Origin of the sequence: Vibrio mediterranei (genome assembly GCF_900088415.1) — a bacterium.
Taxonomy (GTDB): Bacteria; Pseudomonadota; Gammaproteobacteria; order Enterobacterales; family Vibrionaceae; genus Vibrio; species Vibrio mediterranei.
This window is the reverse complement of the sequence record NZ_FLLQ01000007.1, coordinates 180,311-206,150: the sequence shown is the minus strand read 5'-3', so window position 1 is coordinate 206,150 and position 25,840 is coordinate 180,311. Positions and strand designations below refer to the sequence as shown.

Here is a 25,840-nt window from a genome sequence, read left to right as displayed (position 1 = left end):
CCGCGAAAGAAAAAGGGCACTATTTTAACGATTTTCGGCTAAAAGGGGAAGGGTAGAAGGTGCAGGGTGGGACTCTAAGCGGTAACTAGAGTCCCAAAAGAATTCGTAGAGCCGCCGCTTAAATACCTAGTTCATCGAGCAAATCTTGATTGTCGCTTTCTGGTTTGGTGTCTGTACGCTGTTTTTTGGCTGCGATGGCTTGCTCAATAATGGTATCTGGGCATTCGTCTGGTTGAACCTCAAACTCTTCCATTTGAATAAACTCGGTTTTGTCCATAGCGAATTCAAGATAAAAAATGTTGTTATTCGCTGTAGAGAAAGTCACTCGACGGGCTTGAGGTCGTTCTAAGTTTGTGTCGACTGACAGAACCACTTGCTTGTTGATCGATAACATTTTCGGTTGGTTTTGGGTAATGTTGGTCTGCAGTTCTTTGCGAACTTTGTTGGTGAAGTCGCCAACAAGCTGATTCATGAGTTCGCCGAGGACATCGCCAACTTCATCTGCATTGTGGTGAATTGCGAGCTCTTCCTCAGGCATACCCATGTGACGCATATAATTGCTGTAAACTTCAAGTGCTGCTTGTGAAGTGAAATTAATAACCACTAAACCCGAGAAACCGCCATCAAAGAGGACGAAGCAACCAAAGTCAGGTTTTAACGTGGTTTTGGTGATTTTCTGAACCATTGCTGAGTATGTCACACTTGATTGTGTCGCAGAGGTCAAAACAGTTGAAACGGACTGGCAGAGTTTTAACAGAATATCTTCGGTGGTGATTACTTTGGTTTTTTTCATTATTGATTACTTCGTTTAATCATTTCTTCCGTGGTTAAAGGAGTGTGTCACGAAGCAAACCTCTTGAAAAGGCATAAACCATAGTCAATCGCTATGACTTTCCGATTTGATCACATTTTTAATTGTTGTAAAGTGTCCAATACCTATAAAATCTATTCGGTTTCAGCTACGTACAATAATTAAAAGCGCGTTTATTTAAACGCCCATGCGACTAAGTAGGTGAACTTTTTATTTTACATACACTCCTTTGCTGAGCGGATCAGCAGAATTAGGGGCAGGAAGCTAAATGTTACCAAGATTACACTCTCAAACCGACATTAACCCCACCGTACTGGTTTATCTGAAACAGCTTGAGGCTGAAGGGTTTACCGGGGATATCGAAACTCAATATTCGAGTCGCCTTGCCGTTGCAACGGACAACAGCGTTTACCAAAAATTACCGCAAGCGGTAGTGCATCCAAAAACTACGGCAGATGTACAGCTTATAGGTAAACTTGCTAATCAAGAAAAATTCGCGGCTATTGCGTTTTCTCCGAGAGGCGGCGGCACAGGGACTAACGGCCAGTCCTTGACGTCAGGCATTGTTGTCGATTTATCCCGACATATGAACCAGGTCCTTGAGATTAATGAACAAGAAGGGTGGGTAAGAGTTCAAACTGGTATTGTAAAGGATGCGCTAAATGATGCCGTGCGTCCTTATGGTTTTTTCTTTTCCCCAGATCTTTCTACCAGTAATCGTGCGACGCTGGGTGGAATGGTCAATACCGATGCGTCCGGTCAGGGCTCATTAAAGTACGGTAAGACATCGGATCACGTGCTATCGCTGCAAGCGGTGTTTGCTGACGGTTCACTTTTGGAAAGTGACGGTTCATTGAATCAGCTAGAGCAAGACAGTTTCGCTGCCAATGCATTGCAGGTTGCTGAGCAGGTATGTAAGCAAAACCGAGTACTGATTGACGAAAAGTTTCCACCATTAAATCGCTTCTTAACCGGCTATGATCTAAAAAACGCTTATGATCCAAAGACAGAGAGTTTCAATGCTACGCGAATTCTCTGTGGTGCAGAAGGTTCACTGGCATTTATCACTGAAGCTAAGCTGAATCTTACGCCGATCCCTAAAGCTCGTACTCTCATCAACGTCAAGTACAACAGTTTTGATGCTGCATTGAGAAATGCTCCCTTCATGGTTGAAGCAAATGCATTATCTGTGGAAACAGTTGATTCACGCGTATTGAATCTGGCCAAGCAGGATATTGTTTGGCATACAGTGAGCGACCTTATTAGCGATGTACCAGGCAAAGAAATGCAGGGTATCAATATGGTTGAGTACGCGGGGCAAGATGAAGAAGAGGTGACCCAAGCGGTAGCGGCTTTAACTAAGAGTCTAGATGAGAAACTGAAGACAGAGCAGGACGGTATCATTGGTTACCAAGTGACCAGCGACGTTGCTAGTCTTGGACGCATTTACAATATGCGTAAGAAAGCGGTTGGCCTCTTGGGTGCCGTGAAAGGCAGCGCGAAACCTATTGCGTTTGCAGAGGATACTTGTGTGCCACCGGAGAACTTGGCTGACTTTATTGCCGAGTTTCGCGATTTACTCGATGGGCACGGGTTGAATTATGGCATGTTTGGTCATGTGGATGCAGGTGTGCTTCATGTAAGGCCTGCGCTTGATATGTGCGACCCTGACCAAGAGTCGTTGATGCATCAAATCTCAGATGAAGTCGTCAAGCTTGTCGCCAAGTACGGCGGTCTTATGTGGGGGGAGCACGGTAAAGGTTTCCGTTCTGAATATGGCCCTGATTTCTTCGGTGAGCAACTGTTTAATGAACTCAGACGCATTAAAGCCGCGTGTGACCCGTTGAACAAAATGAACCCCGGTAAGATATGTACTCCGTTAGAGAGTACGGATGAGCTCGTTAAAGTCTCGGATACCAAGCGAGGAACATACGACAGACAGATACCGATTGAAGTTCGTGATAGTTTTGCCCAAGCAATGGAATGTAACGGTAATGGTCTTTGCTTTAACTATGACACCGCTTCGCCTATGTGTCCTTCTATGAAAGTTACCGCAGACCGACGCCATTCACCAAAGGGTAGGGCTGGCTTAGTGCGCGAGTGGTTAAGACAGCTATCGGAACAGGGTTTCGACGTTCTTGAGTTAGAGACCAATATTAATCGCTCAAATAGTGCGAAAGGGTTAATTGAGAAGTGGCGTAATACATTTAATAAACGTCATGAATATGATTTCTCCCACGAAGTATATGATGCCATGAATGGTTGCCTCGCTTGCAAAGCGTGTGCTAGTCAATGTCCAATTAAGGTTGATGTACCAAGCTTCAGAGCTCGATTCCTAAACCTTTATTACTCTAGATATCAAAGACCTGCTAAAGATTATTTAGTGGCAAATATCGAGACACTACTGCCATATATGGCCAAATTCCCCAAAGTGGTCAATTTTGGATTGAACCAGAGAGTTGTTCAGACGCTCACCGAGAAAACAGTTGGCTACATTGACGCGCCGCTTCTTTCTGTTCCTACTCTCAAACAACGTTTGAAATCGCAACCTGTTGCTCAGTTTAGCCTGGAGCAGTTACAGGCCATTCCTGCGGGTCAACGCAGTGACTATGTATGCATCGTCCAAGATCCTTTTACTAGTTTCTACGATGCTGAAGTGGTCGAAGATTTTGCCAAACTAATACTCAAAATGGGTAAGAAACCGGTGTTGTTACCTTTTAAGCCCAATGGCAAAGCAGCTCACATTAAAGGGTTTTTAAGTCAGTTTGCAAAAGGGGCAAAATCAACGGCTGATTTCTTAACACAGGTGGCTCAGTTGAACATCCCATTGGTTGGAGTCGATCCCGCCTTAGTGTTGTGCTACCGCGATGAATATGTAGAGATTCTTAAAGAGGAACGTGGGACATTTAATGTGTTAACCGCGCACGAATGGCTCATGCCTTTGGTACAAGATAAAGACGCTCTTGAGATGGTGGATGAAGCAGATTGGTATTTGTTTGCACACTGTACAGAGAAAACCAAGATGCCTAATGCGGAAAAAGAGTGGGGCGCTATTTTCCATCATTTCGGCGGTCGACTAACAACAGTACCTGTAGGCTGTTGTGGTATGGCAGGAACGTTTGGGCATGAAGCAGACAAGTTGCAAATGTCGAAAGATATTTATGGCTTAAGTTGGCAGCCAAATTTAGACAAGTTGCCAAAAGAGCGCTGCCTAGTCACAGGTTATTCGTGTCGAAGTCAGGTAAAAAGGTTTGAAGATGTGAAGGTCAAGCATCCTGTACAGGCTCTGCTACAACTACTGAACTAACTCTTAGAAGCGCCCCAAATTGGGGCGCTTCTATTATTGATAAAGGAATAATCAATGAAAGCGCTTGAACTAAAAATCCCCCCAGTACTGTTGTTTATCCTGTTTGCTGTTTCGATGTATGCACTAGCTGCTATTGATAACGGCTGGCTATATATACATATTCCGCTTAAGTCGATTTGGGTTACAGCACTGTTTGTTTTTAGTGGTTACATGGGTATTTCAGGCGTGCTTGAGTTTAAGAAGGCTAAAACAACGGTTGATCCAACTAAGCCGACTAAAGCAAGTAGTGTGGTCGACACTGGTATTTTTTCGAAAACTCGAAACCCGATGTATGTTGCTTTATTTACGTTGTTATTGTCTTGGGGCTTCTGGTTAGAAGATGGGTTGAGCCTGTTCTTGTCGATGTTTTTTATACCGTATATGAACCGTTTTCAGATTAAACCCGAGGAGCGGGCGTTGGAAAAAATATTTGGTGATGATTATCTTTCGTATAAATCGAAAGTAAGGCGTTGGATATAGAATTGCAAATGATATTTATTTGCAATTGATTCTAATTTGCATTTAAATGGTTGTCGGTATTGTGGACTGGAACTATTTAGCGATGAATATTGAGGCGTGTTGGAATCGTTTTTTAAAAGCAGAACAATTAGTAGAACAAGGTCATTGGCCAGAGGCTTACCATCTTTTTGATGAAGTTTTGCACCACCTTCCTCAACATATTTATGCTGCTCTTGATGATACAAGTATAAAGCCTTGCCAGTTTGCCTGCATGTTGACCGGTTTTTATGACGCGGCGGTATCACAGTCTGCTATTTTTAATCAATTAGGTAAGCAACACCAAGCGTTTGGTGTACTAAACAATGCTCATGCTACCTTTCAATTCCTTTCAATTGAGCAAACTTCCCTGATACATAGTGTCAGAGAAGTATTGGACAAACAAAGCAATGCACTGCTCGACAAAATCGCTAAGTTTTGTTGCTGCCAAAGAAACGCCACTTGGATGCTAGAACTCGAGCATGTGCAGAAAGCACATTACTATTTCGATAGCTTAAAGCAATACCGAGATATTCAATCGGCTTCTATAACGCTCAACTAGTGAAAAATGCGTGCATAACAAACCAAAAAGCCTCGACATAAGTCGAGGCTTTGAATGTTCATTTTTACTTTTGATTAGGCCGCGTTGTTAAACTGCTCGAGAAAATAGGTCTTTCTTTCGTTGAAACGTGATACTAGGTCATCAACGGCATCGTTGTCATAAGGTTTAAGACCACTTGCAACCATTCGCTTAATGCCTTTGCCCACAACAATCCCATCTTCTTTAAACGCAAAGTTCAACGTAACCACACCGCGCTTACCCTCTACATCAAAAGTCGCGCCAGTAAACTCGACTTCAGGGTGGGTGAGGTTCAGGTGTTCAAATTCCACTTCCATGCTCTCGTAAATAACTAGAGGGCGCTGGCAGTTGATCATCATCTGTTGCTCTTGCATGAGCGGAACCATGATGTGAGGGAAATTCATACCAGAGAATTGAACATAGTTAGTGACTACGTGTTCGATAAACTCTTGGTTGTGGCTTGTCTCACCATCGTGAGTCATCTGAAGGTATTCTTTGCCAGTTTGATCTACAACGGTACTTTCTGTTTCGCCCTTTTCTACAACGTTTAGAGCGACGCCATCGCTGACCATCCCTGAGAAATCAAAGCGCATTTTCTGACTGATTCCTTCTTTTTGCAGTAATACTGCAAACAGTAGATCGCCAGGAACACAGAAACGCTTGTTGTCTTCGTCATGGATAGGGTTAAAGTCGCCCGCTACTTTTTTCGCAAAGTGGCTTGCTTGTTGGCGTGTGAACTCGAATTGTTCGTTGTTAGTAGAAACGTAAGGAGCTAGAAACATAATACTCTTAGATTAAACTCAATTGTCACGAATTATATATGAGTAATTGGCTTTAATGGTCCATCCAGTATGTGATATGACACGAATTTTGCTTTTCTTTCTGAAACTCAGCTAGTGTGTGAGTAATAATTCTCTGATAACTGGTCCGGCAGTGTGAAAAAAACTTCAACTTTTTGCTTGTTTGATGCTGAGTAATATCTAAGCCCTCGTAAGGATGTGCACGATGAGTGGCACAGTAACAGATAGCTAAGGCATACCAATCCAATATAGGCTCTATGTTACCGACCGCGTCTATTTGCTGTGGTGGAGAGTATGACGGTGAGTAGTGGCGAAAAGGCAGTGTTTCCAATGAACTACCAATTTTAATAGCCATTGAAAGATCAATTAGCGTAGCTTGTCCATTAGGTCCAATGACGATATTGCTGGGCTTGATATCACCGTGCACGTAACCTGCGCGATGCAAAGCTAGGATTTGCAGCTCAATATCATGATGCCAACTTAAAGGTGTGGTATGGCTTCGCGCGAGTTGACTCAATGTTTCGCCTTCTATCCAAGCCGTTAGGAGTAGGTGAGTCTCATCTAAAGAGATCAGAGGTTGCCGCGGTGACACATCTTGTGGGGAAATGAGCGCAGTTAGTTCGGCTTCAAGTTGTAGCTGTTTTTTAGCGGTTATGCCTCGACCTAAACGGCCTCTCAAATGACCGAACTTTGTTGAGTGGCACTCAAAAACATGGTCTGAATGCCATTCAATATTTTCAGGTTGAACTTCAAGGACTGATGCTATGAGTGATAGTCCTTGTTGATCATGTCTAAACTCAATTCGAAACATCGTTAGATATTTTCAGGTAACTTAAATTGAGTAAAAAAATCGGGTGTAAATGGGTTTACTTGACCTTGCGTCTTCACCGAAAGACGAATTTGCTCGCCTTTGTTGCCGATGGAAATCTCCGCGCCTTGATTATCCGCCTTAACCAATTGTGAGTTGATAAGCTTAAACCAATTCCAATTACCACTGAAATTGGATTGGGACAACGATGTTACGCTGTCTTTAAGTTCAATATTAAGGTTATCCTCTGCCTGTTGCTCTCCATCCCAGCTGATGGACTTCCACAGGGTTGGCCCATGTCGGTAGGTGAACAGTGGCTGATCGCTATAAATCATAAATTCTGTCGCTTTTGGACTCATTGTTAAGGCTTTCATTTGGAACTTAACCGAAACATTATCTGGTGATGCCAAAAATAGCGCGCTGCGTATTTGATTAGCAACATCAACCATATCCCAAACTTCCTGTGTGATCTCTAACCCAGAACGAGGAAGCAGACCGGGAAGGTAAGGGCTTCCTTCTGTGCCTTGTAAGAAGGAGTTTAAGTATTTTTTATTGAAAGCCTCAAAAGCACCACTCGAAGAAAAGAACGCTTTTACATCAGCAACACTTGCGTCAGTTTCTGCATTTTTGCTGAATGGGTAGTAACTGGCTAAGCTCGACTGGAATGTGGTTAGTACTGAGTTTTTCCACTGCAGGTTCAAATGCTGATGCGCCAGTGATAAAACAGCATCATTGCTAAGTTGAGTAATCGCATCAGACAAATTCTTAGTCATAGTGGGTTGAGTTGAGGCAATGAGTTGTATAGCGGCTATCGGGTTGGAACTTTGTAATGGCTTTGCCAACGTGTCATAAGCGAGTTTGCGAGCATCCTCAGCTTGATAGAAAGTATCAAGGTAAGCTTTCGCGGCTTTGACTGTAGCTAGCCATTGGTCTACTGGTTTTGGTGCGTCATTTACCGAGCTGACATAGCTATGAAAATCGGAAAAACTGACATTAATCAGTCTCATTGCTTCCAGTTGATCTTGGTCAACCGGTGTCTGTTCTTTTTCGGCGGCTTTCTCGTCTTTCGCTGGCTCTACTGGCTCTATGTTTATCGTCGTATATTTACTGACCGTATTATAATAATTTTGGATCGGGTTATCTCCCGCGCTGGTCAATAATGTCAGAAGGCGACTGAGTTCAGTGTCATCTTTAACCGGATTGACGACGATGTTATTGGTGAAGTCTTTCCAATAGTTGATGTAATCATTTTTATAGAGTTGGCGTAGGTCTCGACTAATCCGATACATTTCCAATGCGCTCGGAGCTTCGCCAGCAACACCTGCGTAGGCTGATAAAGCTTCCTTGATAATAGGGGAGTCTACGGAAAGATCTAACTCGGTAAATCCACTCGGGGTATAGATATGAGGTACAAGGTAACCTACAAAGCCAGCAGTAAATGAATAGACTTGAGAGTAGTTGCTACCGAGCTCTGAGCGAATATCTATTCGATTGGCGTATTTGGTTTGACTCTTAATATGTTGATAAAGCAGCGTTTCAATACCCGTTTGATTAATGACTTTACGAGCCAGTTGCTCCAAATCAGTATTAGATTCCAGAGGTATCAAATGATTAGCGAAGGCATCATCAAGTAAGCTAGTCAATTGATTGAGAGTACTCGTTGTACCTACTCCTTGATCCTCCAGAGATTGAACAAAATAGGCTCTCAGCTCCTCGGTATTGTTCTTGTTAGGAGTAAATAGCAAACGATAACTATTGAGCAAAGAAAGTGTTGTTGCTTGCTCTTCAAGGTTTACGTATACGAATAAGTCATTAGCCAACGACTTTTCTAAAGAAGGCATCAACACGGCTTGTAACTCGGTGATATAGGCTACTTCGACTTCTGGCTTAATAGTGTAAGAAGGCATGAATGGTAAGACGTACCAAGGTTCTGGCTTGTTATAAAGTTCGTAGATCTTGCGAAGTGAATAAAGGTTAGGAATATTGTCTGCAAGATTTTCCACATCATAAGGTGACGCGGTAATGGCTTCTTTGTAGCGCTCTAGAAGAGCATCTGCGCGAGCTTCTCGCTGGCTTTGGAAGTCGAAATCAAATTTGATGATTGCGAGTATTGCAATTAGTAATAAAGCGCATAGGAGCGTATAAGTGGTTTGCATGGTCAGCAACCAGTTTTCTTTGTTCTTATTTACTCCTACAAGTATGTGTTCAGGGATCAAAACATGAGTCATAAGATGCTGGGCAAAAAGTACTTGCTGAACTGGTTGACTAGATTTTGGATGATAGAACTCATGACCTAAGTCGTTACTGATTGTTGCGGCTAGTGCATCGACGTTCTTACTGTCGCTTCCTTCATGAGTGAAGAAAAAGCCACGGAACATCAAGCCATCACCCAGTTGATTGACGCCAAATGTACGGTTTAGTTGTAGCCACAAGTTTTGTTTTAACAGTCCAAATTGAAGTGGAGCCGCGGCGATAGACTTCCGGTAGTCTAGGTTTAGCTGCCCTGAGAGGGCACTTGTCATATTGGCAATCAGTTGACCTATCAAGGCATCATAAGCGTGATCATACCAGTCTGCGTCAATGCCACCGTGTTCTCTAAATGGCATCATTGAGCCAAATGCATCTTCACGCTTTGCGTCTTCAAAACCAGAGAAGTATTGGCAGAAGTCACTGATGCTGCTGCTGTGAGTGATAATGCTGTACACCGGAATAGACAAACCAAAGGTTCGATTCAATCGCGTTAAATCGGCTTTTATCTGATCCGCTCTCATCTTTATGGCTTCTTTTTGCCCTAGTAATGCGTCAGCATTGGTTGCTAGCAGTAACCCGTTGAGGGCCTGTCTAGGACGCCATTTTTTCAAGCAGTTGTAGAGTGTCTTGAGGTATTCTGGGTGTTGGTCCTCTCCTTGGCTAACCGATATAACCAGCGAGTGTTCGCTGAGCCAGAAAAGAATAGGGAACTCGATATCATTGCCAAACTCGTCCACTTGGTAAGCTTCGTAGCCCATTTGAGTAATGACATTGAAATCGTTTTGCGGTTTGTCACTGAACCAAAGATAGACGGGCAAATCATAACGACTCTGTAGTCTCTTGTTTGTCTTCTGAACTTTGAGTACGTTTTGAAAGTGTTTTTGCAGTAACTGACATCGTCTAGTAACAAGCTCTTTCTTTTTATTCTCATCAGGGTCGCTAGGTTTATTGTTCTTTCGGCTAAACCAATAGACGAAGATACCAAGGATGCCAGATAGAATGATGCAAAGAGCAATCGCTATGACGAGGTAGGTCTTAAGTGCTGGCGTAAACCACACAGTTACCAAAAGTAATATACAAAGTAAAAATCCGGAGGAAATACCGCTGATTAATGGCTTTGCAGTTGTCTTCTGTTTTTTTCCATCTGCCATGTCTATTTTCTTCCCTGAAAACTGTCTTTAGATCGTTATTGTTTTTTGTTTGTCTTGATCACAATTGAATCAATATTTTGGTTATCTTTGAGCCATTTTTGGGTTTGAATCGCTTGCGAACGATCCTCAACATCAACAACTACTCTAAAATACTGTTTATAACCATCGACTCGAGGCTCGTACTTGCTGGCACTCAAACGCTCAATAAACAGTTGTGCATTTTGTTCATTTGAGAAGGTGGCGAGTTGAACTAACCAGAGTTTAGAGTCGCTACTGATTGGAGAGGCGGCAACACGCGGACTCTGTTGAGCCTCTACTCGACTTCCTCTAATAGGAGGGGATGAAAGGTCGCTATCGCTTGAAATAAATACAATATCATTAACTTGCCCAGACAGAATATATCGCTGGCTGAAATCTGGCAGATAAGTAAAATCTCGGGATCGTTGTGGTAGAGTTTTACTATACCAGAAGTAGGTGAGGGCTAACGTTGAGCCGATAAGTGTAGCAAACAGCAAGCTGATAACGGCATAGCGCTTTTTGCGGCTAGGGCGGCGGACTTTAGGGTGTGGCACGCGTGTTTGACAGTGAATGCGAGTCGATTGGCGGTATTGACTTAATATCTGTTCTAGCTGGTGGATAAAGCGTTTAAGCTGTTCAGAACCTTGTGAGTGATACTGCCCTTTGAATCCAATACTCAAGAAAAGATAGATGATCTCGATAAGGTCGATCATTTTATTGGGTTGTCTTACGGCCTTTTCTGCCACGGAGAAGAACAGCTCACCACCATTTCTCATTCCAAACAGCTCACTGAGAAGTGTTTTGTTTTCCCAGCCGCGCTTTTCACCCCAATCGGTATAGACGATAAATTCGTCAAGAACTACGGCAAATAAGAAGCACAACTTATCGATGACAGCCACAGGATAATTGAGGTGACTCCCCTTGTCCTTGAGATCACTAATCCTCGCTACCAATTGTTCTCTTAGCTCGGCGATATCATCTGGTTCGGGAATACTGTCGATTTTTAATGTCACAGCCAAGAGCTCGGCACTAATATTAATAAGCTGATTTTCTGATTTGTCGAATTGCTTAAGAAACTCCATTTGCCCAGCATCTGGTGTGCGAAATACTGCAGGCTTATCAGAGCTAACTTCTGACAGTTTCTTTTTTGGGTCTTGTTCCCAAATGACGGTCTCTTCATCCAAGTAGTCGAGCATGGATTACCTCAGCGCATATAAATGTACTTCAAGATCAGGCACGCGAGTATCGACGTGAAGCGCCAAGGCATCCCTCATCGTTAGCATCTCTTGCCACATAGGGTCTGAAGTATTGAGTTCAAAATAGGTCGTACCTTGAACCGGTTTAAGTTCGCTTGGTGCAACAGGAAGAGCGGTCAGGCTGATACCCGAGAGAGAGTTACGAACCAATTCAACAATGCGGGTATTACTACTTAGTTTCGCCGCAGCTATGAAGGTTTCACTGAGTTTACCGGCCGACAATGACGAGGTGACGCTAAGCACAAAGCGCCTTGATTGGACAGATAATGGGTCTTTAATAATAGTTCGAAGTAGTCGGCGTTTTTCAAATAGTGCAGTATCCCAAGTGAACTCTATTACCGAGTCTTGTTGAACAAGCGTCAAGAGGTTACGTAAATCGGCGAAAAGCGGGCTGAAGTTACTGTACAACTTATCCACCTTTAGCGCGCTCGCCTCCGGGGCGAGTTCAGGACTTAATGCCATTAACTCAGCACGAAAACGATTGAGGTGTACGTACAAGTCGTAAGTGCTATATCGCTCATTTTGTGACGTCAAATCAAACCAAGGCATCCAACTATTCAAAGTTTGTAGCCATAGGTAATCAAGCATCAACGACTGGTCACTTTTTTGACTTTGACCTGCTTGAATACGCTTAAATAGGTTTTGTGTTCGGCTGACCAGTAAGGCATGCGTTTCTTTGACTTTATCCGTTAGATAACGTGAAGCGCCGTAGTGAAGGCACGCTGCGATAAATGCTCGGTCTAAAATGACTTCGCCAGCCTCAGTACATTCAAGTATGCGAGCGACAGGAATCAACGAGTGACCTGAGTGGTCATCGTGGTCAGACAGAAGTTGAACGTTTAATCTTGCGACATCCACTTCAAGGCTGGTGTTTTCATGAGTTGCTGAGTCAAATACATTGATGGACTTGGTGACATAACGGCTTGTCCCACTCTCATCCTCACAATAATCGTTATTGCCTTGCAGAGCTAAAGGGAGAGCGAGATATATAGTGTTATCGACGGTACCAACAGGGATATTTATAGCGACTTCTTTGACGGTGTTGAATTGAGTACCGTCGGGGAAAATCCCAGAGCATTGGGTGATGGCTAGCTTTCCAATTTTTAATAGGTCAGTGTTAATGGAGAGCTCCGTCAAACCGAAAAATGGGGCAAAATGAGAGAGTGTGTCGACGTTTTGTCTCACATAGTTTTGGACAAATCTATCCTGCTGTTGAAAATGTTGAGGGGCAATAAACATGCCTTCTTTCCATACTACTTTCTTATGCGCGTCCACGAAAAATCCTTTTTATCGTTCTATCAGAATATCTGCCACCAACTGGACTCAGGAGCGACGATGTCAAGCTCTACATTAAGTCCAGATAGTCTAAGCGCGATGCTACTTTCACCATCAGTGGGTACAGCAGTTACTGCTTTTCCATTGCTTTCACGGTAGTTGGCATACTCCACTAATGCGGCGATGTACTGGGTATTTTTGTTGATATCTAGTGAGATAGTTTGGTTACTGTCAGGCATCACTGACGGTAAAACTTGTTTGACCACCAGACTACTTCCTAGCGCTTGGAGGTCGGTGTTATACAGAGTAATAAAGCTGCTTTGTTCGAAGCTCTCTTTACTCGCGAGTTGATATAATCTCACTACGACAGGGTTGGCTGAGTCAGATTGATATTTGTTAATAGTATCGTCCGCATTAACAGTCATGCTATAGGCCGTAGTCACAGGGACGGGGTCAGAAGAACATGCTGTAATGCTGAGCACAAACAAAGCGGTTGATAGCGTTGATAACCGCATTAGTCTTCTCCTCCGCGTTGCATATTTTCAATAAACAGCGCTTTAAATTGGCGGCGAAAATCACCATTCTTCTGTCTGCGCTCGAAGGTCTTTCTGTAAATGCGCCAGTAACGTTTCTCTTTGTTCACAAACAGACTGTTGCCTACATATTCGTTAAACTGAGACTCCAGTTGCTCAGGGCAGAACTCATCTAAAAACTGTTCTATGGTTTGTTCCAAGGCAGCAAAAAGTTGGTCGTGTTGAAATGATGGGTTTTGCAACAGGCTTTGGTTTTCTTTTGATAGTGCAATAAGCTGCTGTAGCGACGAGGTAATGTCGTCGTTTTCTCTATTCATGGGAACGAACTCAATAGTCGAAGAGGGCTCTGTTTCTTCGCTAAAGTTGACGTGTTGTACGTTGTTGATTGGTTCTTCAAATCGAGAAATCTCTTCCTGTTCAAACCCGTCAAAAGGATCCGATGAAAATGGGTCTTCAGCCAGTACATTCTGGGTAGAAAAATCGTTGGTCATAGGTTCGACTTGTATTGAACTGAGTGTGCTGGTTTCAAGAAAATCAACATCATCGCTGGCGTTGATGTTGAAACTAAGGGTATCAACATCGACTTCCTTATTGACCTCAGCCGCTTTCGAGGCTGTCAATGTGCTGACGAGAAGGCTGTAATCTGCTATTGCAATGATATCGCCATCGCTAATGGGCAGCTGAAGCCCACCTTGTACCGATTTGTCATTTAAGTTAATGCCATTGCGACTTAAGTCTTGAATAAAGTAACCGTCATTGGTCAGTGTGATGGCAGCATGTTTACGTGATATTCGACTAGAGTGATCTGGCAAAACGACATCACAATCAGGGCTGCGGCCAATCACTCCACCTTCTTCTGGAAGGTGGACAATTCGGGACGCGACAGCTTCCTGCTCCGGAATTGACACTAAATGAATACTAATGGCCATAGTTACCCCTTACACTTTTCCACTGCGCGATTAAAGCTTGTTAAGAACCCGGAGTATTCGTTGAGGAATCGATTTGAAAAGTAGACCCCCATCTTCTTGGTTTCCATATGCTGTGAGCGAAAGTAGTCTTTGGATAACCCAGCTACGTCTAGCTCATTTTCGAAAACCAGTTGGTCTTCAAGTGCAATGTCGATTTCACGTTGTTTTAACAGCTTTAATAAAACTTTAGCATCTCTTGGCTGCTTCACTACGTTAAATCCCTGTCTTTTAAGCCAAAACCACTTATTTGACCCAAATTTTGCAGAAAATTTGAGGTTGAGTTTATCCAATTCGGTGATTTGGGGTTCGACACCCGCTCCGAAGTACCAGTTAATCTTCTGTTCGGCGATCGGGGTTGAAACTGCTGCATACTCATTTCGTTCCAGTGTCTCAGTTGCGACAAAAAAGCCATGCTGATTGCCATTTTGGACTCGCATTTGGGCATCAGACCAACTGGTCATAGTAAATTGGTATGGTTGACCCATTGAGCCAAGTGCGCATTTGACTGTGGTAATGGCGACACCTTTCATCTCGGCATGTTCATAATATTGATAGGGCGGCCAGTCTTGGGTTGTTAACATCAATCTAGATGGGCCTATCGTATTAGCCGCAGCACCATATGCAATCATGGCACTAGCGAGCAACAAGATACATCGCCTTGAAAATGATAGATAACTTGTCATGTTATTGGGTTTCAAGAACATCCTTATTCCTTACTAACTCTGAAATTTTTAACATAGAAACGGGGGGGAAATACCCGATTAGGTTTGCGGTATCGGCATTAACGATATAGGAAAACTGTTGGAGTGTTTCAATGGGTATATCTCCAGCAAAAGTATCTTCGGTGAGTATTTGCTGCGCTTTAAAGGCTGCAAATTGACCAGCATAGTAATAGCGGCTAACAACACCAACAAGTGCACCACTATTGCGTATTGGTGATTCTGTGGCTGAGAAAGTAGGTAGCCCCGCGCCGTGTACAATATCGGTAATGGCCTTGGCATTCGAGATTAGTAACGAGTCCGCCGGCAGGTATACTAAATCCACATTATCTTTCTTCATCTCAGCGACCAGAGATTGAATATTGCTCTCGTCTATGCCTTTAGTCGTTTTCTTGACTGGGTAGCGTTTGACGTTAATATCGTTTTGTGTCGCGACGGCCAGCAAAGTGTTTGCAGCTATTTGTGAATTGTTTTCTAGTGGGTTAAACAAAATACCAACAGTACGGATATTCCCCAACTCCTTGATGACGTTAAGCTGCACTTCATAGGGGACAATATGGCTAACTCCGGTATAGTTCTGGGTTCTTTGTGTGCTATCTACACTATCTACTATTTTTGAACCAATCGGGTCGCTCACAATATTAAAGACAACCGGAACTTCACCGCTACTGTTAAATTCCGTAGGGGCATTAGTGCTACCCAAAAGTGACAAGGTAATAGTCGTTCCAAAGGTATAAACAAGATCAGGCTTAAGGCCTTCCAAGGAATCGATGTGCTTCGCCAAAGTTTCTCGGTTCTTATCCGCATCTAATATAGTGATGCGGACGTTATCATTCTTATTCATTTCATCAACAAACCCTTGCTCTGCTTGAGTCACCCCTCGCCAAAGCAGCATGACGACATGTTTGGAGTCATACAAATTAGAGCTAGGACTATCTTCATTTGCCGAGAGTACCGACGTAAGCAGCAACGTTATGATTAAGGCGATGGATTGAAGTGATCTAGTCATGCGGAAGCCCCTTCAACGTCACTAAATATTTTTTCTTTCTTTTGCCAAAAGTAATACACCAATACAAGGCTTATGGTGCTGATAAATAGCAGTCCGCCCAGAATCATTACGGTGTTAATAAACCCATAAATGCCAAGCAATGCTCCGGTTAAAATAGGACCTGTTACATTACCGATTCTCTCTGTAAGTCTAAAAATACCAATCGCTTTACCCCGTTCACTGGTGGAGACTTTCATTAGACTCATCACCAAAGGGATCTGTGGTGAAATACCGATGCTGTGAGCGACACCAACAACGAGAACAACAACTAGTAATCCAAGGGTGCCATTAAAGTAATAGATGTTGAGCAAAGCAAATGAGGACAACAGCCCGCCAATCACTACGAAGACAAGTTTGTTTCTAAATCTGTCTATCCATATCGCAGTTAGGGGAGAGATAACCACAATGGCTAACCCATAGATCATCAAAATACGTCCAGACATGGCATTACTCTCGCCAAGGTGTTGCAGATAAACAGGGCATAAATAATAGAGAAAGCCTGTAAGCACTACCTTGGCAGGAATCGCGCTACAAAAGCTGATAAGAGCAAAGTGCTTATTGCTCAACAAATCACTAAAGTCGGATAGCTTGATTGGCACTGAGGACTGGTTATTGCCGCCTTGTTCGAAGAAACGCCAAACTAACAACACGCCAACGATGCTGATTCCCGAAGCTAAAAAGAAAGTGCCACTATATCCAATACGGTCAGCAAGTAAGCCTCCTATTGCTGCTCCGCACAAAGAGCCTGAGAAGAACGAAGACAAGAACGTAGCCATACCTTTGGTTCTATTTGAGTCGTCGGTATAGTCACTCACAAAGCCTTGTGCTGAAATAAATACTAACCCATAACCTAATGCGGTTATGGTTCGGCTGAGAAGCATAGCGGATAACGTATTGCACAAACTGGTGGAAACCATGCCAACAGTGATAACCAAACCACCGATGATAAGCGCTTTACGTCGTCCCAATCTATCTGACCAGTATCCTGCAAAGGGTAGAGAAATCGCCCAGACCAACATGAATAACGAGATTGGAAAACTCGCTTGCATACTTAATGGTATCCAAGAGACATCCATGACTAAGGTCGAGACATAGTTGGGAAAGAAAGAAAGAGACGCCGCTTCAGCAAAGACAAACAAAAATAATGGTAGACGGACAAAACGATAGTTCTGATGTTCAATTACCGATGTTTGCGAGGTGTTTGTTGCTAGGGTTGCTCGGTTTATTTTCGAAAGTAGCGTGCTGATTTCATCACGGCTTGTGACCTTAGCCGTCGTGTCTGAAAAGCCTTTACTGAGCCGAGCAACTAATTGTTTTAGTTGGTGCCACGGTGACATGATCATATAGTTACATAGGAAAAGAATCACTTCAGTAACGACTAGCAAAGAGGCAACCAATATGGATAACATATCGAGCAAGTTCTCTTTGAGGAGAGTAGCAACGAGATTCTTGTCAGATGATATGGTTAAGGCGATGGTGTCGTGGTTATTGAGTGGGAATAAATGGGTGTTGAGTTGCAACTCATCGAATTGAGCACCAGCGTTCACCAATGTTTGTGATTCTTGGACGATAGACATCGCGATAATGTCATTGTGATTGACCAGATAGTTGGCTAACTCACTATCAAGACCACGTAGGTTAGCAACATCAAAGCCGTTAGCTATGAGGTAATCTAGTAATTGAACGAGTGAGTAGGCAATAATGGAGGCTTTTTCGTTTAATTCTTGTTGATAGATATCCGCGAAGTAGTCCATCATTTGTAATGATGTCATAAAGTTGGCAACAAAAGTGGTGGTGAATGCCAACACCAGAATCAACATCGTGGTATGTCTTTGTCTGAATTTTTGCCAATGGGTCAAATGCTGTTGGTTGCCTTCCATAATTTGGCTTGCAAGTTCAAATTTACATCCAGCAATTTCTTTCGATGACAAGCATTGATCGACCTCTGAGGTTCGGCGCAACATGTGCTTTGTGATGCCGTGAATGAAAATTAAATTACACAGTGTCGCAATAGCAATCCAAATTACAGCGTAGAACGCACTTTTTGAAATGAGCCCACTACGCAACGAGCCTAAATGTTCGAGGGAGTAAGTGAGTGAGATCTCGCCGTCCAACTGACCGAATGCATTGTAAATAGGTGTGCGTAGCTGTTTAGCTTGGCTCTCAGTGACAGAGACCTCAGCTTGGTTGGCAAAGTAGAGTCGCTCAGTTTGTCTATTGGTAACTTCAAGAGCGATAAGGCCAGAAACGCTGGCTAAATGACGTTCCAATAGAGACTGCACATTGCTGATGCCATGCAAAGGAACACCGAAGGCAATAGCATTGTTGATATCGGACAAGGTTTCTTGCATCACTACCTTATATTTGGAGTCAGTCGTCTCAGTTAAACGCTTATCAAAATTTAGGTAGTTTAGGCTAGCAGTCAGGAAAATAGACAGTGACAAGACGACAAAAATAGCGAAAGAAAGCTTGAAGCTAAGTCCCGGTAACATACCGCGAGACTTGCTCTTTGCATTTTCATCCTGAATGTCCGTTTTTTGTCGACTCATCACTATCGCCTTTTTGCTAGCTAATACTCAAAGAGAAACCATTTTTGTCATCACCTGAGACCTCCACATGATTTATGGCTTCTTGTCTGCTCAAGCGATTAATACACTCTTCAGCTAACTTGGGCATGAGCGAGCGATTAATGATCTGCTCTACCGCGCGACCGCCAGTTGTTGGGTCGTTGTTTTTCTCCACAACGTAGTTAATGAACGACTCATCCCATCGGAATGATGCTTGGTATTGCTCAGCCAGTTTTTTCTTAATACGATTCAGTGATATTTCGGTTATCTTGCCTAGCTCACTATCGTTAAGTGGGTAGTAAGGCACAATTGTCGTACGGCCCAAAAATGCGGGTTTAAAGTAACGTTGAAGGTCGGGTCGAATCATTTCTAGCAGCGTGCTGTTATCAAGCTGGGATTCGGCTTCGTCACAAGCATCGCAAATCGCTTGGTCAGCCGCATTTGAGGTCATGATAATAATGGTATTTTTGAAATCGACACTACGGCCTTCACTGTCCTTGATATGTCCTTTATCGAAGATTTGATAAAAGAGATCGTGGACACCAGGATGCGCTTTCTCCATCTCATCAAGTAACAGAACCGAGTAGGGGTTGCGTCTAATCGCTTCGGTTAATACACCGCCTTCACCAAAGCCCACGTAGCCCGCGGGGCTACCAAGCAACATTGATATTTTGTGTTCTTCTTTAAACTCCGTCATGTTAATGATGGTCATGTCGTTGCTACCACCATAGAGCTGTTCTGCAAGTGCCATGGCGGTTTCAGTCTTACCAACACCACTTGGGCCGCACATCAAGAACACGCCGATAGGTTTACGGTTGTCGGTCAAGCCTGCTCTAGAGATACGAATTGCCTTAGCGAGCTCTTGTTTGGCCACATTCTGCCCAATCACACGCTTATCGAGCTCGGACTCCAGAGTAAGCAGCTTATTAATTTCATCACTCAACATGCTTCCAACGGGAATTCCAGTCCAGTTTGCAATCACTTCAGCAATCGTTCCTTCATCGACCAATGCGTGAACCAGAGGCGTCTCGCCTTGTAGTTCTGCCAGCTCATCTCGCAGCTTGTTCAGTTCTGCCGTAAGTTGAGCAGGGTTTTCGGTTTCTTCGCTCGCGTTGCTGATATCAGATTGTATTGCTTTAATTCTATCAACTAGCTCAACTTCTTGATTCCACTGAATATTCAATGCGTCGAGTTTGTTTTGTTTTTGCTCTTTTTGCTGTGTGACTTCTGCAATATCGGCTTCATTGCCACCGAATAGCGCTTGCTCTTTAGCCAATGCCATCAATTCGTTTTCTTGATAACGAATCATTTGCTCTAAAGACTCGATAATTTCTGGCTTTGCGCCTTGGGTTAAGGCAATTCGAGCACTTGCAGTGTCGAGCAAGCTAATGGCTTTGTCTGGAAGTTGTCTTGATGGTAAATAGCGTATTGACAGATTAACGGCGGCTGCAATGGCTGATTCGGTAATGAAGGCACCATGATGTCCTTGAAGTGAGTCGGCAACCCCTCTTAGCATCTGCATTGCGTCTTCTGCGTTTGGTTCTTCAATGGTGACAACTTGGAATCTTCGGGTTAAAGCAGGATCTTTCTCAAAGTACTTTTTGTATTCCGCCCACGTTGTTGCTGCGATGGTTTTGAATTCTCCACGAGCCAAGGCCGGTTTCAACAGATTAGCGGCGTCATTTTGTCCGGCTGCACCGCCAGCACCTATTAACGTGTGTGCTTCATCGATAAAGACGATAATGGGTTCCTCGGAGCTTTTAACTTCGTTAATGACATCTTTTAGTCGGTTTTCAAATTCACCCTTAACGCTTGCTCCTGCTTGGAGGAGCCCAAGGTCGAGAGAGTGAATTTGAACACCTTGAATCGCCGCTGGCACCTCGCCAGTTGCAATTCGAAGCGCTAAGCCTTCAACCACTGCGGTTTTACCGACGCCAGGTTCTCCTACGAAAATAGGGTTGTTTTGTCTCTTACGACACAAAATATCAATAGCTTTGCGCACTTCACTGTTGCGTCCAGAAATGGGGTCGATCTTGCCATCTTGAGCTTGTTGGGTCAGGTTGATAGTGTACTTTGAGAGCGCATCGCCACCGCTAGACGACTCACCACCTGTACTGGTGCCAGGGGAGGTGGTAGAAGTCGACGCACCACTTTTTCGAATAAGACCTTGTAAAGATTCAGTGGAAACATCTTTCAAACTCTCAAGTTTCAAAGTGGAAACACCCATTACGTTTTGTTGAAGCATGGACTGAATAAGGTGCAGACTGATTATTTCACCATGTCCGTAGTTTACTGAGGCAATCATCCACGCATCTTTAATCAATTCAGTGAGCTCATGGCTTAGTGTTGGTTGTCCTTCACTTCCTTTGGGAAGACGCGTGATTTTATCTGTGAGTTCACTAACCAAAGCATCTTGAGCAATGTTTTGAGAACGACAGAGATTTTCTAGACCTTTGTCTTTCTGCGAGATGAGCTGCAAAATCCAATGCTCTACTTCGATAGCGGGCACCCCTTGGTTCATTGCTGCTCCAGCCGATACTTCTAGAGCCTGCTTTAACTCGGGTGAGAGTTTGCTAACTAAATTAGTGAGTGTTACTTGTGCCATGTATAAATTCCCTTTTTTGATATCCCTAGAGTCATAAAGCTAGATCAGCGTAGCCTTATTCGTACCTTGGATTGTGGAAAACGCTCAGGAGCTAAGCAGTCGACTTCTCCCAGTTTCGCAGAGCTTAAAGCGTTGGAGCTAAGAACTGGTGCATTTAGATGCTGCCTAAGAATGAGTAGATAGATCGTTACTGGAGTATCATCTTTGAGATAATGTTGAACCGTTGACTTCACATCGTTTGCTAATCTTGAACCCCGTTTGAGCTGTTCGACTTCGCGTCTATTCTGAGGCTCGATATAAACTTTAATGCTGGCACTAGGTACATCACAGCGACTTCCTATTAATAAACCGTGTCCTAATTTATTGTTTTTCCTAGACTTAACAGATTTACCAATATTGCTAGTTGCGGCTTCAGGTAGCTTTCGAGTCTCATATGGGGTGACTTGTACCGATATCTTTAGTTCGTAGTAGTCGTTTAATAGTTGCTCTAACGTACGAATGTTTCTGCTATTTTGACCGAGCAGCATGGTATATTGAATCAAATGACGATTGCTATTTTCCAATCCTGACAAATGATAAAGCGTGTTACTTAACTTATTGTTTTGCTCATTTTGAAGCAGTAACCAAGCGCGTGTCTCTTGTTTGTAAGTAAGCTCAAATTGACGTTGGTTGAAGACATCAAGAAAGGCTTTTAATCCTTCGTCTTCCTGATGTAGTGCTTCAAGCAATTCTTCATAGATGTAATCAGGGATGACACCATATACACCGGACAAAGCCGTCTTTGCGATAGATAAACGTATTTGTCTATTGGTAACTTCTATCTGACTAATGTCATTTAAATCTCCACTGGGAATGACTTCTGATTCTAGTTTCAATCGAGTCCGGTTCTGATGATTGTCAGAACAATACGATTGAAGAACACGAATAGCTTGAGCAAACTCAAAATCATCGGGCTGATTGCAGAGACTGTTCATAGGTGAACTAGACAGGTTTAAAGACATAGCTGGTTCCCGTGAACTTTCGCGAAACAGAGGCCGCTTTGCGGCTTACCATATAGATTGACACTAAGTTGTACATAGCGGTCAAAGCTGCAGAATTGTTTGAAAAACTCGTTCATGACTATTGAGAACGAGTGATAGGGCATCTCAGAGTTGAGCTCTACCGTGATTTCTGTACCCGGGACAAATACATTTTTATTGTGAACTCGCAGGGTAGAGACTTGCGTTTGGAATTTCACATTGTTGATGGTGTTAATTTCATCGAGGTTTTTGGCATCATGAGCGAATAGCTTAAAAATTCCTTTTAGCATGGATGCGGGATCATCGCTTTGCAGCAAGGAGTTAAAGTTACATGTTAAAAGCCCAATCAGCTGGCTTAATGACTTTTCACTATTTTGTACATCTTGCGGCGCGGATGGCGGGTACATCAGGGTCATGACTCCGGGGAGATCAATGCTCTCTCGGCATTCAAGCTCACCAGACGCACTACAGGCCAGTTTGTCATTGCAGCACAATAAACGTGCAATTAGCGTGGCATTTTCCGATTGATAAAGAGACTCTGAAACGACGACTTCAAACTGTCGCTCTAAGTTCATTTTCGCTTCCCAATAGGCAGTACTTGTACCGTGTGTCTTTTTGCTGTGTTTGTATTTGTCCCCTAGAACAGGCACCAGTTCGACATCTCCGTATGCAGTGATTTGTTTGACTGATTGGATCTTGATGATGTCGATGACAGAGTCATTGCCACTGTTAGGTTGAATAGGATAAGCGAGGCGACGCCCATCGACAGTAATCGGTTCGCTTATGTGCTCGAAAGTATTAATTACGGGCACAACATTTAGACGAATGACGTCGGTATCAAATAAACGCAAAAACTCAGAAGGAATGTCATTCAGGAAGATATTCAAAGTACATTGATGGTCATTAACTTTGCTAATAGCGCTAGCGAAATTTCTTATAATGAAAAACTGTCGCTTTTCTTTGAATAAGAAAAACTCTCTTATGATTTGAAAGCCATCAAACTGATTACCTTTTGCGGGTAAAAACTTAAAATCAGGATCGCCGACACGGCTCTGTAGTTGCACGCCACTCAACTCTGCAATTGTGTTGTTTTCATGATCTGACAGAGAGATTGCGAGACAGTTCGAGAGCAGAAGTTCTACTAATAAGTCTGCGTTGTTAGCAAAACCTTTTACAAAGAAGTTTAAGTCAGAACAAGCTAGCGAGGAAAAGTAGACACCTTCATCTCCCGTTGATAATTGAATCTGAAGCGCAGCATTGGCCAGTTCTGCCTCTTCTGGCTTATGGACTGAGAACGGTGCAGTGGTTGCTGAAATATCTGTTATGCTGAATGGGTTGATCGCTAAGTTATCAACCGTTTGAAACAAGCACTCTTGCTCCCCAATCATATTTGAAAATTGACTACCCAATGGAATATTCGCGCTCTCTGTAATACCATCCGGTGCATTCAATTCTGCGTAACCAATACTTGGAACTCGTTGATTGATGGAAGGGTATATCACGTCTATCAAGCTATCGATAACTTGCGAATATTGGGTCTCCAATGCCATTTCTGTTTTAGCGTTGAGCAAGGCAACACCGTCCAGCAAACGCGCGAGGCTGGGATCTTCGATTTGCCCCTGATGCATATCGAGTAATGAGGCAATATGAGAGTGCTCCTCGGCATAGAACCCTAAGGAACGCTTTACTAAAGCTAACTCTCTTTCATAATATCGAAGCAAAGGATCAGTCATATTCTTCCTCTGATATCTTGGCACTGAAGTCACCAAGCGCTATTTTCGAGTCAAAGACGAGGGTTTGTTCTCCGTCCTGAGATAGATGCTTGGCTACAATGGTAAATTGAATACAGTTTTGACCTTCCCGGCGTTCTAACATCTCCACAGAAACATCGGATAATCGCGGCTCATATGTGGTAAGCCATGTTTCTATTTTTCTTGCTAACTGTGTTTGGTCGAGGTTGGCGGTCAGCAGCTGAACATCAGTAATACCGAAGGTAAAGCTAGAACGTCTGACCTCAGAAAGACTGTTTTCGACAGCAATTAACGGTGCTTCAGACTCTAGTAATCGAGTCAGATGGTAGCGAATATCGTCAATCTCATCGTCTTGGCGAGATGATTGAATAAAAGCATTGTAGAAACTCACTGGCTGACCTCCCCAAGCTCCGTAGTTAACACCACTTCACCGTTAAAATGGTCGAACTGATATTGGGGAACCATTCGTAACGTGCAAGAGAAATGGCCGGGAAGGGACTCTATCTCGTTAACGGCAATGTGTGCTTTGCTGAGAGGATATTTTGCCAAGGTCTCTTCATTGGCGTAGTTCACATTACTGGAGAATTTCTCAATCCAGTTTCGTAGAAACTGTTCACATTCTCGCGCATCACTGAAGTTACCAATCATTTCACGCACTTGAACTTTGAGAAAATGGGCGACACGGCAGCACATCAGTGTCGTTTGTAGTTGAGCCAAAACTTTGTCGTTATCGCTATCTGATGGTGCCCACACTGAATTGTTACCAGAGAAGTAGAGCTTGCCTGTTAGTGCGTTTCTTGCGAGAGAGATGAAACCTTGATTGGAATAAAAGCTAGCGATTCTACCAAATAAATAACTGTCACATTCGCTGTAAGTAAGCTCAGATGTTTTGTGTTTCCATGCCAGAAGAGCCCCTTGTTCTTTATCACTCCAACGAGCTTTTAGGAAGCCAAACCAACCGATACGATGGTGTTCCTTCATTACCGTAGATAGGAAAGCAATATTGGCATATCCCCAAAGCGTGTCGCCTTTTTCTTGATAAAGGAATCCACAGCGATGATCTTTGTACGGTTGACGCAATTTGATACGTGGCATCGCTAAGCCAAGAAAACGAGCACTAGGTTGCTTGCGCAGAGCTTGCCAAGCTGTGTAATCTGGGCCGTTTAAGACCTTTTCTATTCTTTGTGTATTGGAAAGCCAATCGGCGCCCGAGTCGGCAAAAAAAAGTGAATCAGGAGAAGCTAGCATGGTACATAAAGTTTGTTCACCCAGTTGACCAATTAGACCCAGTGTGTAGATGTCGTCAAATTCGCTATTGACGTCTAGGTCCATGGAAATAGGGTGTGTGAAGGCGATACAACCAAAGGGTTGTCCACCTAGCGTATTAAGTTCTTTATTGCCAATGGTATTGAACAAAAAAGTTTGTTTGATGGAATATGATTGATTGAGGTCGTTTGATACCTCTTCCCAGCTCATATCAAGAATTTTGAGTTTGGTTCTTTGCCTGCTGACTGGTTGTGTTGCTAGGTAAAGCGCTTGACGCCAACTAGCCTCTAGAGCTTGAAAGTCGTCATTGTGCAGAATGAGATCCATTTGTTTGGAAAGGTGCTCATCTAAGACAAGAATGAGTTGAGTAATTTGCGCAATAATACGCTCTGCTGAATAAGTAGAGTATTGGTGTTCTTTTTTTGCTAGTTCGACCATCATTGCGAGTGCGTCAAACAAGTATGAATCTTGTTTGGGGTCGAGCGCGTTAAATTGTTTTTGCCAGTCTGTACTAAACATCTACATCAACTACCGCAGCATTTAGCCGCAACCACAAGGGTTGCGGCTTATCACA

At 43.4% G+C, this 25,840-nt stretch carries 19 protein-coding genes; 3 read left to right on the top strand and 16 right to left on the bottom strand.

The window, feature by feature from the left end; translation table 11 throughout:
* Window positions 1–118: 118 nt before the first annotated feature.
* Window positions 119–793 carry a DUF3334 family protein gene (locus VME0621_RS19650; protein ID WP_062459446.1) on the bottom strand — a complete coding sequence of 225 codons (675 nt, stop codon included), beginning with the start codon at window positions 791–793 and terminating at the stop codon, window positions 119–121.
* Window positions 794–1,079: 286 nt separating this feature from the next.
* On the opposite strand from VME0621_RS19650, the gene ydiJ reads away from it, so the two are divergent.
* The 3 genes from ydiJ to VME0621_RS19635 are packed head-to-tail and all read left to right on the top strand — an operon-like array spanning window position 1,080 to window position 5,214.
* Window positions 1,080–4,118, top strand: a complete 3,039-nt coding sequence (ydiJ, locus tag VME0621_RS19645; protein WP_062459449.1) for a D-2-hydroxyglutarate dehydrogenase YdiJ — start codon at window positions 1,080–1,082, stop codon at window positions 4,116–4,118.
* 54 nt (window positions 4,119–4,172) lie between these two features.
* On the top strand, window positions 4,173–4,637 hold the full coding sequence (locus VME0621_RS19640; RefSeq protein WP_062459452.1) for a methyltransferase family protein: 465 nt from the start codon (window positions 4,173–4,175) through the stop codon (window positions 4,635–4,637).
* A gap of 46 nt (window positions 4,638–4,683) precedes the next feature.
* On the top strand, window positions 4,684–5,214 hold the full coding sequence (locus tag VME0621_RS19635; protein ID WP_006070774.1) for a hypothetical protein: 531 nt from the start codon (window positions 4,684–4,686) through the stop codon (window positions 5,212–5,214).
* A 74-nt stretch (window positions 5,215–5,288) separates the two neighbouring features.
* On the opposite strand, the gene VME0621_RS19630 is transcribed toward VME0621_RS19635, so the two are convergent.
* The 15 genes from VME0621_RS19630 to VME0621_RS19560 are packed head-to-tail and all read right to left on the bottom strand — an operon-like array spanning window position 5,289 to window position 25,785.
* Window positions 5,289–6,014 carry a DUF3581 domain-containing protein gene (locus VME0621_RS19630; RefSeq protein WP_006070773.1) on the bottom strand — a complete coding sequence of 242 codons (726 nt, stop codon included), beginning with the start codon at window positions 6,012–6,014 and terminating at the stop codon, window positions 5,289–5,291.
* Window positions 6,015–6,066: 52 nt separating this feature from the next.
* Complete coding sequence (locus VME0621_RS19625; protein ID WP_062459455.1) at window positions 6,067–6,843, bottom strand: protein kinase domain-containing protein; 777 nt, start codon at window positions 6,841–6,843, stop codon at window positions 6,067–6,069.
* Between the two features lie 2 nt (window positions 6,844–6,845).
* Complete coding sequence (gene tssM / locus VME0621_RS19620) at window positions 6,846–10,241, bottom strand: type VI secretion system membrane subunit TssM (protein WP_062459458.1); 3,396 nt, start codon at window positions 10,239–10,241, stop codon at window positions 6,846–6,848.
* A 35-nt stretch (window positions 10,242–10,276) separates the two neighbouring features.
* Entirely contained in the window at window positions 10,277–11,455 is a 1,179-nt protein-coding gene (gene icmH / locus VME0621_RS19615) for a type IVB secretion system protein IcmH/DotU (protein WP_062459460.1), read from the bottom strand.
* A 3-nt stretch (window positions 11,456–11,458) separates the two neighbouring features.
* Window positions 11,459–12,790: a type VI secretion system baseplate subunit TssK gene (tssK, locus tag VME0621_RS19610; RefSeq protein WP_062459463.1), complete on the bottom strand. Its 1,332-nt coding sequence runs from the start codon at window positions 12,788–12,790 to the stop codon at window positions 11,459–11,461.
* 23 nt (window positions 12,791–12,813) lie between these two features.
* Entirely contained in the window at window positions 12,814–13,305 is a 492-nt protein-coding gene (tssJ, locus tag VME0621_RS19605) for a type VI secretion system lipoprotein TssJ (protein ID WP_038230288.1), read from the bottom strand.
* The gene (locus tag VME0621_RS19600; protein ID WP_038230290.1) at window positions 13,305–14,252 is read right to left on the bottom strand and encodes an FHA domain-containing protein; all 948 of its coding nucleotides are present in this window, start codon (window positions 14,250–14,252) and stop codon (window positions 13,305–13,307) included. Before VME0621_RS19600 ends, tssJ begins: the two co-directional genes overlap by 1 nt.
* 2 nt (window positions 14,253–14,254) lie before the next feature.
* Window positions 14,255–14,920, bottom strand: a complete 666-nt coding sequence (locus VME0621_RS19595; protein WP_231892977.1) for a transporter substrate-binding domain-containing protein — start codon at window positions 14,918–14,920, stop codon at window positions 14,255–14,257.
* 55 nt (window positions 14,921–14,975) lie between these two features.
* Window positions 14,976–16,019, bottom strand: a complete 1,044-nt coding sequence (locus tag VME0621_RS19590; RefSeq protein ID WP_062459465.1) for an ABC transporter substrate-binding protein — start codon at window positions 16,017–16,019, stop codon at window positions 14,976–14,978.
* Window positions 16,016–18,607, bottom strand: coding sequence for an MFS transporter (locus VME0621_RS19585; RefSeq protein ID WP_062459468.1), 2,592 nt, complete (start codon window positions 18,605–18,607; stop codon window positions 16,016–16,018). The genes VME0621_RS19590 and VME0621_RS19585 overlap by 4 nt, the downstream gene beginning before the upstream one ends.
* Before the next feature lie 16 nt (window positions 18,608–18,623).
* Window positions 18,624–21,230 (bottom strand): type VI secretion system ATPase TssH, encoded by a 2,607-nt coding sequence (tssH, locus tag VME0621_RS19580; protein ID WP_062459471.1) that lies wholly within the window; start codon window positions 21,228–21,230, stop codon window positions 18,624–18,626.
* Window positions 21,231–21,274: 44 nt separating this feature from the next.
* Window positions 21,275–22,231: a type VI secretion system baseplate subunit TssG gene (locus VME0621_RS19575; protein ID WP_062459474.1), complete on the bottom strand. Its 957-nt coding sequence runs from the start codon at window positions 22,229–22,231 to the stop codon at window positions 21,275–21,277.
* On the bottom strand, window positions 22,222–23,982 hold the full coding sequence (tssF, locus tag VME0621_RS19570; RefSeq protein WP_062459477.1) for a type VI secretion system baseplate subunit TssF: 1,761 nt from the start codon (window positions 23,980–23,982) through the stop codon (window positions 22,222–22,224). Before tssF ends, VME0621_RS19575 begins: the two co-directional genes overlap by 10 nt.
* The gene (gene tssE / locus VME0621_RS19565) at window positions 23,975–24,391 is read right to left on the bottom strand and encodes a type VI secretion system baseplate subunit TssE (RefSeq protein ID WP_031495885.1); all 417 of its coding nucleotides are present in this window, start codon (window positions 24,389–24,391) and stop codon (window positions 23,975–23,977) included. The genes tssF and tssE overlap by 8 nt, the downstream gene beginning before the upstream one ends.
* Window positions 24,388–25,785: a type VI secretion system contractile sheath domain-containing protein gene (locus tag VME0621_RS19560; protein ID WP_062459480.1), complete on the bottom strand. Its 1,398-nt coding sequence runs from the start codon at window positions 25,783–25,785 to the stop codon at window positions 24,388–24,390. The genes tssE and VME0621_RS19560 overlap by 4 nt, the downstream gene beginning before the upstream one ends.
* Between the last annotated feature and the right edge of the window lie 55 nt (window positions 25,786–25,840).

Excerpts from the sequence above, each read along its gene's own strand:
- VME0621_RS19650 (WP_062459446.1), bottom strand. The coding sequence starts at position 793 with ATGAAAAAAACCAAAGTAATCACCACCGAAGATATTCTGTTAAAACTC.
- ydiJ (WP_062459449.1), top strand. The coding sequence starts at position 1,080 with ATGTTACCAAGATTACACTCTCAAACCGACATTAACCCCACCGTACTG.
- VME0621_RS19640 (WP_062459452.1), top strand. The coding sequence starts at position 4,173 with ATGAAAGCGCTTGAACTAAAAATCCCCCCAGTACTGTTGTTTATCCTG.
- VME0621_RS19635 (WP_006070774.1), top strand. The coding sequence starts at position 4,684 with ATGGTTGTCGGTATTGTGGACTGGAACTATTTAGCGATGAATATTGAG.
- VME0621_RS19630 (WP_006070773.1), bottom strand. The coding sequence starts at position 6,014 with ATGTTTCTAGCTCCTTACGTTTCTACTAACAACGAACAATTCGAGTTC.
- VME0621_RS19625 (WP_062459455.1), bottom strand. The coding sequence starts at position 6,843 with ATGTTTCGAATTGAGTTTAGACATGATCAACAAGGACTATCACTCATA.
- tssM (WP_062459458.1), bottom strand. The coding sequence starts at position 10,241 with ATGGCAGATGGAAAAAAACAGAAGACAACTGCAAAGCCATTAATCAGC.
- icmH (WP_062459460.1), bottom strand. The coding sequence starts at position 11,455 with ATGCTCGACTACTTGGATGAAGAGACCGTCATTTGGGAACAAGACCCA.
- tssJ (WP_038230288.1), bottom strand. The coding sequence starts at position 13,305 with ATGCGGTTATCAACGCTATCAACCGCTTTGTTTGTGCTCAGCATTACA.
- VME0621_RS19600 (WP_038230290.1), bottom strand. The coding sequence starts at position 14,252 with ATGGCCATTAGTATTCATTTAGTGTCAATTCCGGAGCAGGAAGCTGTC.
- VME0621_RS19595 (WP_231892977.1), bottom strand. The coding sequence starts at position 14,920 with ATGATTGCATATGGTGCTGCGGCTAATACGATAGGCCCATCTAGATTG.
- VME0621_RS19590 (WP_062459465.1), bottom strand. The coding sequence starts at position 16,019 with ATGACTAGATCACTTCAATCCATCGCCTTAATCATAACGTTGCTGCTT.
- VME0621_RS19585 (WP_062459468.1), bottom strand. The coding sequence starts at position 18,607 with ATGAGTCGACAAAAAACGGACATTCAGGATGAAAATGCAAAGAGCAAG.
- tssH (WP_062459471.1), bottom strand. The coding sequence starts at position 21,230 with ATGGCACAAGTAACACTCACTAATTTAGTTAGCAAACTCTCACCCGAG.
- VME0621_RS19575 (WP_062459474.1), bottom strand. The coding sequence starts at position 22,231 with ATGTCTTTAAACCTGTCTAGTTCACCTATGAACAGTCTCTGCAATCAG.
- tssF (WP_062459477.1), bottom strand. The coding sequence starts at position 23,982 with ATGACTGATCCTTTGCTTCGATATTATGAAAGAGAGTTAGCTTTAGTA.
- VME0621_RS19560 (WP_062459480.1), bottom strand. The coding sequence starts at position 25,785 with ATGTTTAGTACAGACTGGCAAAAACAATTTAACGCGCTCGACCCCAAA.